We start from the raw sequence: 11672 nt of genomic DNA, 5'->3' as shown, positions 1-11672 counted from the left end.
ACAAAGGAGTGTTGTTGTTGGTTGACCCATGCTAGTCCGGGGAGCACGGACCGCACCGGTTCTTGCAGAAACTTGCATCGTTTGCGGAAACTGGAAAAGCTCAGTTGGCCTGGCCCTGGCCCAGGTCGAGATTGGGAGAAGAGTCCTATTCGGCGCGGCAGCGGCGCTTCTCACAATGCTCGAGGGGTACGTGAATGAATGCATGACCGGCCCCTTGCGATGAGTTGCCGCGCGCCGACGCAGCGAGGCAGGAGGGATCCGGGTGACGAAGCCATGTCGTTGATCGAAGAGCCAGCCGCGGCCGCCGCCTGCGCACCGGCGCAACCGTTGGCCTTGCCGGCGCCGGCCGGGACCTGTCTCGCGTGGTACCACGCGCCCCCGCAGCGCCGCTTCGACGCCACGGTCGTGATCTGTCCTCCGCTCGGGCACGAGGCGGTCCTGAGTTATCCGACCGTGGTCCAGCTGGCTCGCGCCCTGGCCGACGCGGGCTGGCCGGTGCTGCGCTTCGACTACCAGGGCACCGGCGACTCGGAGGGTGATGGGGACGAACCCGACCAGGTCGGTGCGTGGAAAGCAAGCCTCGATGCCGCCGTCGCGGAGGCGCGCCGCCTGTCGGGCGCGCGGCAGGTCTGCCTGCTCGGCGTGCGGTTGGGCGGCGTGCTGGCGCTCGACGCTGCCGCGCGGCTGGCGCACGCGGTCGATGCCGTGCTCGCCTGGGCCGCGCCGGCCAGCGGCAAGGCCTGGGCGCGCGAGCTCAAGGCCGCCGGAGTCACCGGCGAAGACGGCTCGCTGCTCGCGTTCGGCTACCGGTACTCGGCGCAGACGCTGCATGAGCTGGCCGCGCTGGACGCGGGCCGGCTCACGCTGCGCGCCGGCCTGCCCGTCCTGGTCGCGCAACGGGACGACCTGCCTGCGCAAGGCGCCGCGCTCGCCGCCAGGTTGGGCGCCGCGCAGGTGGATGCGCGCGTCCTGCCCGGCTATGCGGCCATGATGCGAGGGGGCACCGCCGGCATGCTCGGCGAGCAGTCGCTGCGGTCGATCACCGACTGGCTGGCCAGTGCCTGCCCTGCCCCATCCGATGCGCCACCGGCGGCGGCGCCGCGACCGGCCGCCTGGGCGACGGGCCCGTGGCGCGAGACCGTGCTCCAGCTCGGCCCCGGCGCGCTCTGCGGCGTCCTCACCGAACCCACCGCGCGGCACGATGCGGACGCTCCCACGGTGCTCCTGTTCAACGTCGGCGAGAACTACCGTGTGGGGCCGAACCGCATCTACGTCCGGCTCGCCCGCGCGCTGGCCGCCGAGGGGTACGCCGTCGTCCGGCTCGACCTGGCCGGCATGGGCGACAGCCCGTCCGTGGACGGGCAGGCCCGACTCTACGACCCGGCGTCGGTCCACGACGCGGTGGCCGCCATGGACGCGCTGTCGCAGCGCGGCTGCCGCCGGTTCGTGCTGGGCGGCATCTGCTCGGGGTCGTATGTCGCGTTCCAGACGGCCATGCGCGACCGCCGCGTCGAGGGCCTCGCGCTGATCAACACGCGCCTGCTGCACTGGAGCTCGCCCGACGAGGTGGGCGACTGGCAGCGTGCGCCGCAGCTGCACGTGCGCTCGCTGCGCTCCTATGCGCGCGCCGTCTTCAGGCGCCACAACTGGGGCCGCCTGGCGCGGCGCGAATTCAACTTCGGCTGGATCGCCCACAGGATCTCCGTCCTGGTCGGCGAGCGGTGGAGGGAATGCTCGGCGTGGCTCGCCGGCCAACGGCACGGCGTGCGCAACGTGATCAGGAAACTCTGTCGGGACGGCACCGAGGTCCTGCTGCTGGTCGGGGATGCGGACGAGGGCCGCGGCTACGTCGAATACCACTTCGGCGGATCGGGCCAGCGGCTGCGGGGCACGCCCCATTTCCACATGGCGTCCATCCAGCATGCCGACCACACCCTGTCCAGGCCCGGCAACGCCGAGACCGCGATCAGGGAGCTCACCGGCTTGCTGAAGCGCGTGACGGCGCGCCGCCGCCCGCAGGTGCCGCCGGCTCCCCGACGCACAGGCGGTGCGTCGCTGCGGCCCCAGGTCGGACTGGAATGAGGCGCCCCGTCCTCGCGAACCGAGTCGCCCGCGCGCTTCGCTGCGCGCTGCGCAAGGACGGCGCTCCATGACGCCAGACCGCACGGTTCTCGTGACGGGAGGCGCCGGCTACATCGGCAGCCATGCCTGCTGCGCGCTCGCGGCAGCCGGGTATCGGCCGGTGACGTACGACAACCTCAGCACCGGCCACGCCGAAGCGGTGCGGTGGGGTCCGCTGGAGATCGGCGAGATCGGAGACGGCGAGCGCGTGCTGGAGGTGATGCGGCGCCACCGCCCCGTCGCCTTGATGCACTTCGCCGCCAAGGCGTACGTGGGCGAGTCCGTTGCCGATCCGCAGACGTACTACCGCAACAACGTGGGCGGCACGTTGCGGCTGCTCGAGGCCGCGCACGACGCCGGGATCCGGCGGCTGATCTTCTCCAGCAGCTGCGCGACGTACGGGCTGCCGCCGACGACGGAAGTCGCCGAGACCACGCCCCAGGCCCCGATCAGCCCCTACGGAGCGAGCAAGCTGTTCTGCGAGCGCATGATCGCGGACTTCTGCGCGGCCTACGGCTTTCGCGCGGTGCTGCTGCGCTACTTCAATGCGGCGGGCGCGCATCCGTCGGAGCCGATCGGCGAATCCCATGACCCGGAGCCGCACCTGGTTCCCCTGGTGCTGGCGGCGGCGGCGGGCCGATTGCCCGAGGTCTCGGTCTTCGGAAACGACTACGACACGCCCGATGGCAGTTGCGTGCGCGACTACGTGCATGTGTGCGATCTGGCCGACGCCCATCTCCTCGGCCTCGAGCACCTGGCCGGGCACGACGGATGCACCGCATTCAATCTCGGCAACGGCCAGGGCTTCTCGGTGCTGCAGGTGATCGAGGCGGCATCGCGGGTGACCGGCATCCGGGTCCCGTTCCGGATCCGGGACCGGCGCCCCGGCGACCCGGCCGCCCTGTTCGCCAATGCCGGCAAGGCGCGCACCGTCCTGGGTTGGTCGCCGCGGTATGCCGACCTTGAGACGATCCTGGGCCACGCCTGGGCGTGGCACCAGCATCCGGCCTACTGAACGCTGGCCGCCAGCACGCTCTCGCGGCGGTTGCCTCTGGCTGCGGGCGGGGCAGCGATGGGGATGGGCGCGACGGCCATGGGGATGCTCGCGGCCACGGGAAAGTGGGCCCGGAAATAGTCGATCGTCTTCAGCAGGCCTTCGGCCAGCCCCACCTTCGGCTTCCACCCGCCGAGCATGGCGTTGGCGAGCGAGATGTCGGGCCGCCTCTGCTTCGGGTCATCGGCCGGCAACGGCTGGTGCACGATCCTGCTGCCCGACTGGGTGGCGGAGATCACCCGCTCGGCCAGTTCGAGCATCGAGAACTCGCCGGGGTTGCCGATGTTGACGGGCCCGGTGAATTCATCGCCGGTCGCCATCGTGCGGACCATCGCCTCGATCAGGTCGTCCACGTAGCAGAAGCTGCGTGTCTGCGACCCGTCGCCGTAGATGGTCAGGGGCTCCCCGCGCAAGGCCTGCATGATGAAGTTGGAGACCACCCGGCCGTCGTTGGGGTGCATCCGGGGCCCGTAGGTGTTGAAGATGCGCACGACCTTGACCTGGAGCCGGTGCTGCCGGTGGTAGTCGAAGAACAAGGTCTCGGCGCAGCGCTTGCCTTCGTCGTAGCAGGACCGCAGGCCGATCGGGTTGACCTTGCCCCAGTAGCTTTCCGGTTGCGGGTGCACGTCGGGGTCGCCGTAGACCTCGCTGGTGGACGCCTGCAGGATCCTGGCCCCCACGCGCTTGGCCAGCCCCAGCATGTTGATCGCGCCGTGAACGCTGGTCTTGGTCGTCTGCACGGGGTCGTGCTGGTAGTGGACCGGCGAGGCGGGGCAGGCCAGGTTGTAGATCTCGTCCACCTCGACATAGAGGGGAAAGGTCACGTCGTGGCGAATCAGCTCGAAGCGCGGGTGTCCCAGCAGGTGGCCGATGTTGGCGCGCGTGCCGGTGAAGAAGTTGTCGACGCAGACGACTTCATGCCCATCGTTGATGAGCCTGTCGCACAGATGGCTGCCCAGGAAGCCCGCCCCGCCGGTGACGAGGACGCGCTTGGACAAGTCGTAGTTCCTCATGTCTCTTTCTCCCTTCAAGCATTGAAGCAGGCCCGCGGGCCGAGGTGGTGATCCATCGCTGCCGGCACGGATCGGTGATGAAGTGCGCTTGGCATGCCCGGCTCGCCGCTAGTTCCTCGTGGGCACGACCGGCTGGAGGCCGGCCACCTGCCTGGCCTTCGAGGACAGCCAGGCCAGGATCCGGCGCCCCCGCGTTTCCAGGTGCGTCGTGGTCGCCGCACCGTGGGCGGCCCGCAGTTCCGCGATCTCCTCGTCGGTGAGCAGGCCGCGGCTGGTGATCGCCGACCGCTCCTGCGAAGACAGGGTGCCGCCGGCAAAGGCCGTGGCGAGCGCCAGGTGCGGCTTCGCCGTCGCGATGTCCTGCATCAAGCCGAAGTGGTTTTCCGGAGGCGCCTTGCCCGGCTCGTCGACCAGCTCGTAGAAGTGGACGGACTCCAGCGTGGCCAACTTCTGCCGGCGCAGGTCCTTGAGGTGCCTGGCCAGGCTCTTGAGGCAGGCCTCGGCCGTGGCGCTGCCCTCCCGGTTGTCGTAGCCCGCGTCCCAGATCTCGCCGCAGTTGAACTCGTTGATGTGGACCGGCTTGCCGAACGAGGCCAGCTGCGCGAGCGGCCCTCCCGCGCCATACCACGCGTCCGCCAGCAGGCTCCTCGATTCCAGGCGTGGATAGATGTGGTATCCCACGACGTCGAACTGCACGCCGCTTTGTTGCATGAAGGTCAGGAAGCCGAAGTCGCGCCCGACCGCCCCGAGGATCACGCGCAGCGGCAGGCCCGAGCTCGTGCCGACGTCGTGGACGGCCCGCGACATCCCGCGCAGGACGGCCGCCAGTGTCGCCACGCAGGGCTTGCCCTGGTAAGGCCCGACGGCGATGCCGGCCGTGTTCCACGGCACCTCCTTCGTGATTTCCGGTCGCAGCTGGGTCTCGTTCAGCAGTTCGAAGTCCTGGACGACGTCCTTGACGCCGTTGACCACGGCCACCGTCTGGCCGTAGGCATCCCGCTCGGCGAAGGCGAGGTCCGGATTGCAGCTGTTGTCCCACTGGTAGGAGATCTGGACCGAGACCTGCACGTTGCCGCCCTGGTCGCGGATGCGCACCGCCTGGTCACGAAGCGCGGCCGGGTCCTGGTCCCAGAACAGGTCCATGCGGGCGCTCTTGAAGTTGCGCTGCTTCATGAGGTCGGCCACCTGGGCGTTCCAGGCGCCGCCGCGGTGGGTGTTGATCCCCAGATCGAAAGCCGCCGCAGCCGCCGGCGACAGCGCCAGGACGCAGACCCCAAGGAGCGTGGCCAGGATCCTCATGCGCGCTGCCGCCTGCTCGATGGGTGGCGGGCCGCCGACGGAGCGAGGCAGCCCAGGCGGCGGTGGACGCCGCGGCTCGGCCTGAGGTCGGCGATGGTGGGCATGTTCATGGGAGGTTGCGGTTCTGGAAGGCCGGATGGCACGTCCAACCCATTCTTGTGGTCGGTGGGGTCCACGCAATAGCAGGAACCAACCAGTTGCCGGCCCATGACATGCGACAAGGACCATGCCTCCACGGTCCGCACCGCAGCGGGGCGGCTGGCGCGCGGGCCAACAGATGCAGAAGTCGCATGGCCAGGCGCTCACAAGGCGTTCAGCTTGGGCGTCCGGGCGCTCTCGGCCAGCCTGGCCGCATGCGCGCCGGCGATCCGGATGGCCGCCAGCACGGCAGCGAGCAGCAGGCCTTGCGTGATGTATGCCGCCATGACGCATCCCTTCCAGCCATAGGCGGGCACCAGCAGCAGGTTCAGTCCGATGGAGACAGCACCGGCGCCGGCCTGCAGCGCGGCGACCGTGCGCTGGCGGTCGGCCGCCACGAGCGCCTCCGAGCCGACCGCCTGGCACGTCAGCAGCACGGGCAGGAAGGCGAGGTCGCGCAGGACCTCCACCGAAGGGCCGAACTGCGGCCCCAGCAGCAGGGGGACCATGGGTGCCGCGACGTAGAGTCCGACCGCCAGCACCGTGCTGTAGCCGGCGCACGCGGCGGCGGGACCCAGGAACCTGCTGCGCACGCCATGGAACCCGCTCTCGCCGCCGGCCCGGTACATCCGGGACTGCATGCCGACGAGGAACGCGACGATGGGCGCGAAGGCCATGTACATCACGCGGAACGCGGCGGTGTACGCCCCCACCTCCGCCATCGCGCCGAAGCGCCCCAGCACGGCCTTGTCGCCATCGGTGTACACGCTGCGGGCGGACAGGGAGACCGAGAACGTCAATCCCAGCTTGGCATCGCGCCAGGCCTGCCGCCAGTCCAGCCGCGGCGCGCCCAGCCGGCGAACGCAGACGATGAACACGAACAGTGCCGCGACGGCCCCCGATGCGATGTGCAGCATGGCCCACTGCAGGGCGGTCGGAGCGGCAGCGAACCAGGCCAGCCCGGCGGCGCACAGGACGCGCAATCCGGTCAGGCAGTAATAGAACGCGATCGGCCAGCGGTGCTCGTCGAGGCCGAGGAAGACATGCGCCAGCACATCCACGTACTTGGTCAGCAGGATCTCGGAGCAGGAGAACAGCAAGGCGAGCGCCAGCACCTCCGGGTCGGGGACGAACAGGACCGCGATGACGGTGGCGATCGCCGCGGCGCCGAGCCCCGTCACGGTCGTCACGGCGACGGCGTTGCCGACGTAAGTGGCCGCCACGCCCTCTCGGCGCGCCAGCCGCATGATCGCGACGTTGCCCAGGCCCAGGCTGGAAAAGGGAAGCAGCGCCGACGAGATGGCCACGATCGTCGCGACCCGTCCGAACTCGTGCGCACCCAGGCCGCGCGTCAGGAGGAAGAACAGCAGCGCCTGCAGCGCGATCTGGCCGACGTGGCTGCCCACCAGCGACATCGGACCCCGCCAGTTGTCCAGGAGCGTGCGCAGCCGCTTCACGATGGCGAGGCATCCGCAGGGAGCGTGGCGCGCAACAGGTCGCCTGCGCGTGGACCGCCGGCAGCCTCCTGCAGCAGCCGCACGTAGTCGCGCCGCATCCGATCGATCCCGAACCGCTCGGCCCAGGCCAGCACCTGCGGCGCCATGCGGCGCGCCAGGCCCGGGTCGGCCAGGAAGCGGGTGATCGCTGCCGACAGGCCGTCGGGGTCCTGCGTCGCGTAGACCAGGCCGGTCTTCATGGGCTGGACGATCTCGGGCAGGCCGCCCTGGTCGGACGCGATCACGGGGACGCCGTGCACGTACGCCTCCAGCACGATCAGGCCGAAGGGCTCGTGCCAGAGCGAGGGAACCACCAGCACGTCGATGTTGCGGTACACCTCGGCCGGATCGACGAAGCCGAGGAAGGTCACGTTGGCGGGCGCTGCGCCGCGCAGCGCCGATTCGACATCCGCCGGCCCCTTGCCCGCCACCACGAGCGTGCACTCGTCCGCGCGCCAACGGGCCATCACGCGCACCAGCTGCTCGATCCCCTTGATCGGCAGCAACTGTCCCACGTATCCCAGCCGCAGCGGCTCGCCCGGTCGCCGCTGGGCGGCGGCGGGCGTTGCCGGCGCGACCGCGTTGTGGATGACGGTCTTGCGGACCGCCCGGCTGAAGTAACCCGCCTGCAGGTGCCGCTGGAGGACGAATGCGCTGACGCCGACCACGTAGTCGACCAGGCGCGAGTTGACGCGGTTGGGCGCCGAGTAGAGCGCGCACAACCTGCATTGGCGCTCGCAGTTGCAGCCGTTGCTGTACATGGTGCTCTTCGGGCACATCAGCGAGTAGTCGTGCAGGACATGGGCCACCGGCACCCCCCTGGCGTTGGCCGCCCGCCAGGCAGCGGAGGAGAAGCCGGTCAGCCGGTGCGTGTTCACGACGTCGGGCCGTTCCTCGTCGATGATCCGGCCCACGGCCTGTTCCATCATCGGGTTGTGGCTGTCCAGGAAGTGCCACACGGGCTTGAGCAGCGCGCGCTTGCCGCTGCCGTACGGCCAGTAGATGTTGCGCAGTGCCACGTCGTGGACGCGCACCCCATTCCACTCCCGGCGGCCGCTGGCCGGCCCGGGGACCGTCGCCGCGACGACCGTCTCGTGACCGGCCGCGCACAGGCCTTCAGCCACGATGCGCGCGACCTTCTCGGCCCCGCCCACCTGGTGGGGGTGGTACAGCTCGCTGAGCACCAGGGTCTTCATGCGGCGTGCTCCATGGCCGGCTTCGCCAGCACGGCCCCGTACACGCCTTCGAGCCCCTCGACGTGCCGCTCCAGGGTCGGCGGGTCGCTCCAGAACCTCCTGTACGCGGCGGCGCCCAGCGCCGCCGCGTAGTCAGGACGCGTGTCCAGCAAGGCGATCTTCCTGCGCAGGTCCTCCTCGTCGCCGCTGCGAAAGCACAGCCCGGTGACGCCGTCGACCAGCGACTCGCGCGCGGCGCATTCGTCGGGCACGATCGACGGCACGCCCAGGGCGGCCGCCTCGTTGACGACCAGTCCCTGCGTCTCGTACCAGAGCGACGGCAGGACCAGCGCCCGCGAGCGCCGGATGTGCGCGCGCACCGCGGCGGCCGCCTGCCAGCCGGCCAGCACGGCGGCGGGATGCGCCTGGCGCACTGCCGCCGCCATCGGCCCATCGCCCACGAAGGTCAACGGCGCCGGGACGCCGCGCATGGCACGCGCCAGCAGCACGGGGCCTTTCTCGGGCGACAGGCGCCCGACATAGACGAATCCCCTGCCGGCGGCGACATCGGCGGGCCGCTCGAGCGCCGCCTCGATCGGGTTGCGCACGCGGTGGAACACGGCCTGCGCGGGCAGGAAGGGGCGCAGCACCCGCTCGCTCAGGTCGGAGATGGTGATGAAGTGGCGCAGCCGCCCCGGGAACCAGCCGGCGTGCTGCTGCACGTACTGGCGTCCCACGCGCCAGAGCTTCTGGCCATAGCCGCGCGAGTCGCACTGCGTGCCGACGCAAGCCGCGCTCAGCGGCGTGAGCAAGCAGCGCTCCTGTTTCGGATGGTTGAAGAAGGCGCCGTTCGGGCACGCCGCGAAGTAGTCGTGCATCGTGGCGACCACCTCGAAGCCGCCCGCCAGCGCTTCGCGGATGACGCTGGAGGACAGCGCCTTGGTCCAGCCGTGGACGTGCACGACGGCGTCCTGCGGATCGAGCTGGGCCAGCAACGTCCGCATGGTGCCGGCCGCCCGCACGTTCCACAGTCCCTGCATGAAGGCGCGGGCGCGGCAAGGGTCGCCCGCGATCTCGTGCTGGCCGGTGCAGACCACCTCCAGGCGTGGGCGGCGCGGCGCGACCGCGGCACCCGGCTCGGCGGCGAACAGCGTCACGGAATGACCGGCATCGGCCAGTCCCGCGGCGCTTTGCACCGCCACCTGCGCGGCGCCGCCGTTGACGTGGGCGAAATCGCTGACGACCAGGACATGCATGGTGGTCACGCGGCGGTCATGCGGCCGGCGCGGGTGGCGGGACGCCCTGCCGCCGAGGCCGGTGACGTCCGCCGCTCGGTGCCAGGCGAGACGAAGACCATTCCCAGGACCATCCCGATGACGGCGGAGAAGAACGTCTCCTCGATCATGTTGATCGAAAAGCCGTAGCCGTAGGCGATGAGGAGCAGCCCGATGTAGACGCGCTGCGCCGCGCGCTCGTGCCGCCGCAGGATGCCCCCCAGCGCGAGCAGCGGCGCGACGTAGTAGAGGACGCCGAGCACGCCGAAGTTGACGATCAGGTACAGGGCCAGGCTGTCCGCGGGATTGAACTCGTGCGGGGCACGGCCGAACAGTTGCGGCGTCCCGATGCCGCCGATGCCCGTGCCGACCAGGGGAAGGTGCGCGCGGGCCAGGATGTCGAAGGCACCCGGCCAGCCCTCGGCGAAGCGTTCCCAGACCGAGATGATGAGCGGCGGGAATCCGGCGGACGAGACATTCGTGCCGAGCGTGCCCATCGCGGTGGGCAGGGCCAGCGCAAAGACACCCAGGGCCGCCACCAGCACCATGCCGGCCGTCGGGCGGCCGCCGTCGCGGCTGGCCAGGGCCCACGCCGCGGCCACGGGAAACGCGATGATCATGCCCTTGCTCGTCGTCGCGACGATGGCCGCCAGGGCGACCACGGCCACGAAGGCACGGGGCCACCTGCCCCGCAGCCGCAGCATGGCCAGCAGGCCGGTCACGCCGAGGATCATCGCCGCGTCGAACGAGGTCCGGGTGAAGCCGGGCAGGCGCGAGATGCCACCGGGGATCCACCACATCCGGGTGGTGGACATCACGCCGAACGCCGTGTCGTACTCGAACGCCTCCCACGGCATGCGGCCGACGATGGAGTTGATCAGGATGCCGATGGCGCTGATCCAGAACATCCAGGCCGCCACCGTGAGCGCCGCGCGCAAGCGCGGCTCCACCAGCGGCCACATGGCGATGCCGTACCACAGGACGACGAAGATCTTCAGGCCGAAGCCGATCGCGAACGGCGACAGGCCGTTGATGACGCCGATGCAGGCATGCGCCAGCAGGATGCCCAGCGGAACGGCGATGCCGGCGTCCACGGCACCGTCGATCCACAGCCGCCGCGCGAACAGGAACAGCACCGTGCCGATCGGGATCGCGTCGCGCAGGTACAGCGCATTGGGCAAGCCGCTGAGCGCCAGCCCGTAGCGCAGGGGCCCCTCCCCCAGCAGCGTCCCCAGGTAGATCACGAACAGCCACAGCAGCAGGCGGTCACCCGGGAGCGCCAAGGCCCGCTGCGTGGCAGGCCGTGGCAGCGCCGGGTGCGCGGGATCAATGCGCATTGATCACCATGCCGGCGATGGTCGCCCGCGAGCGCTGCAGGCGTGCCGTGAGCGCCTTCAGCGCCGAGATGCGGCTGCGTCCGTGCCTGCCCATCAGGAGTGCCGCGCCGGACCTGGCGGCGATCACGCGTGCATCCGGCCCGTGCGAATCGGCCGGCGTGTCCAGGATCACCGCATCGAACTTGCGCGCGACTTCCTGCAGGAAGATCCCGAAATTGGGGCCGTGCAGGAGCTCCAGCGGATTGGCGTGCGCGGCGCCCGCGCTGACCACATGCAGGCCCGGCAGCTCGGCCACCGGATGGATGGCCCCGCACTGGAAATCCCCGGCGAGCAGTTCGGCGAGGCCTGGTCCGCGGTCCATGCCGAACATGGTGTGCAGGCGCGGGCCGCGCAGGTTGGCGTCGATCAGCAGGGCGCGGCCCGACTGGGCGAAGCTGATGGCCAGGTTGGCGGCCAGGTAGCTGCGGCCGTCGCCCGCATCCGGGCTCACGATGGTGATCGCGCGATCGATCACGCGCGACGGGAAGGCCTCGCGCAACTCGTTCTGCAGCTCGCGCAGCGTCTCCGACTGCTCCCCATAGGGTTCGACGGCCGCGACGAGCTCGTCGCAGGCGACGATGCGGCCCATGATCGTGGACTGCACCTGCAGGCTGTGCCGCAGCCGCTCGGGCAACTGCTCCGCCCGCACGGGACCGATCGCGCCCCCTTCCTCGGCGGCCCGGCGGGATCCTTCGGTGGCGTATTCGTCGTGGTACATGAGCGGGT

At 70.6% G+C, this 11672-nt stretch carries 9 protein-coding genes; 2 read left to right on the top strand and 7 right to left on the bottom strand.

Going from position 1 to position 11672, the window contains the following annotated elements; genetic code table 11:
- Window positions 1-198: 198 nt before the first annotated feature.
- Together AC3ANR_RS05085 and galE are read left to right on the top strand one after the other, a co-directional pair.
- The gene (locus tag AC3ANR_RS05085; protein WP_488290790.1) at window positions 199-2082 is read left to right on the top strand and encodes an alpha/beta fold hydrolase; all 1884 of its coding nucleotides are present in this window, start codon (window positions 199-201) and stop codon (window positions 2080-2082) included.
- A 67-nt stretch (window positions 2083-2149) separates the two neighbouring features.
- Window positions 2150-3136 carry a UDP-glucose 4-epimerase GalE gene (galE, locus tag AC3ANR_RS05080; RefSeq protein ID WP_488290789.1) on the top strand — a complete coding sequence of 329 codons (987 nt, stop codon included), beginning with the start codon at window positions 2150-2152 and terminating at the stop codon, window positions 3134-3136.
- On the opposite strand, the gene AC3ANR_RS05075 is transcribed toward galE, so the two are convergent.
- From AC3ANR_RS05075 to AC3ANR_RS05045, 7 genes are all read right to left on the bottom strand, one after another.
- Complete coding sequence (locus AC3ANR_RS05075) at window positions 3130-4188, bottom strand: UDP-glucuronic acid decarboxylase family protein (protein WP_488290788.1); 1059 nt, start codon at window positions 4186-4188, stop codon at window positions 3130-3132. The two genes, galE and AC3ANR_RS05075, sit on opposite strands and share 7 nt — an antisense overlap.
- 108 nt (window positions 4189-4296) lie before the next feature.
- Complete coding sequence (locus tag AC3ANR_RS05070) at window positions 4297-5487, bottom strand: hypothetical protein (RefSeq protein ID WP_488290787.1); 1191 nt, start codon at window positions 5485-5487, stop codon at window positions 4297-4299.
- 302 nt (window positions 5488-5789) lie between these two features.
- Window positions 5790-7082, bottom strand: coding sequence for a lipopolysaccharide biosynthesis protein (locus tag AC3ANR_RS05065; RefSeq protein WP_488290786.1), 1293 nt, complete (start codon window positions 7080-7082; stop codon window positions 5790-5792).
- A complete protein-coding gene (locus AC3ANR_RS05060; protein ID WP_488290785.1) occupies window positions 7079-8317 on the bottom strand; it encodes a glycosyltransferase family 4 protein in 1239 nt (412 codons plus the stop codon). Before AC3ANR_RS05060 ends, AC3ANR_RS05065 begins: the two co-directional genes overlap by 4 nt.
- On the bottom strand, window positions 8314-9552 hold the full coding sequence (locus AC3ANR_RS05055) for a glycosyltransferase family 4 protein (protein WP_488291754.1): 1239 nt from the start codon (window positions 9550-9552) through the stop codon (window positions 8314-8316). Before AC3ANR_RS05055 ends, AC3ANR_RS05060 begins: the two co-directional genes overlap by 4 nt.
- A 5-nt stretch (window positions 9553-9557) precedes the next feature.
- Window positions 9558-10853: a hypothetical protein gene (locus AC3ANR_RS05050; protein ID WP_488290784.1), complete on the bottom strand. Its 1296-nt coding sequence runs from the start codon at window positions 10851-10853 to the stop codon at window positions 9558-9560.
- A 43-nt stretch (window positions 10854-10896) separates the two neighbouring features.
- A complete protein-coding gene (locus AC3ANR_RS05045) occupies window positions 10897-11664 on the bottom strand; it encodes a tyrosine-protein kinase family protein (RefSeq protein ID WP_488290783.1) in 768 nt (255 codons plus the stop codon).
- Window positions 11665-11672 lie beyond the last annotated feature (8 nt).

This window comes from Ramlibacter sp. JJN2-2R (assembly GCF_057747835.1).
The sequence above is the reverse complement of the archived record's forward strand: the minus strand, read 5'-3'. Positions and strand labels throughout refer to the sequence as shown.

What these genes read in the sequence shown, in the direction of transcription:
- AC3ANR_RS05085 (WP_488290790.1), top strand. Translation starts at nt 199, where the DNA reads ATGCATGACCGGCCCCTTGCGATGAGTTGCCGCGCGCCGACGCAGCGA.
- galE (WP_488290789.1), top strand. Translation starts at nt 2,150, where the DNA reads ATGACGCCAGACCGCACGGTTCTCGTGACGGGAGGCGCCGGCTACATC.
- AC3ANR_RS05075 (WP_488290788.1), bottom strand. Translation starts at nt 4,188, where the DNA reads ATGAGGAACTACGACTTGTCCAAGCGCGTCCTCGTCACCGGCGGGGCG.
- AC3ANR_RS05070 (WP_488290787.1), bottom strand. Translation starts at nt 5,487, where the DNA reads ATGAGGATCCTGGCCACGCTCCTTGGGGTCTGCGTCCTGGCGCTGTCG.
- AC3ANR_RS05060 (WP_488290785.1), bottom strand. Translation starts at nt 8,317, where the DNA reads ATGAAGACCCTGGTGCTCAGCGAGCTGTACCACCCCCACCAGGTGGGC.
- AC3ANR_RS05055 (WP_488291754.1), bottom strand. Translation starts at nt 9,552, where the DNA reads ATGCATGTCCTGGTCGTCAGCGATTTCGCCCACGTCAACGGCGGCGCC.
- AC3ANR_RS05045 (WP_488290783.1), bottom strand. Translation starts at nt 11,664, where the DNA reads ATGTACCACGACGAATACGCCACCGAAGGATCCCGCCGGGCCGCCGAG.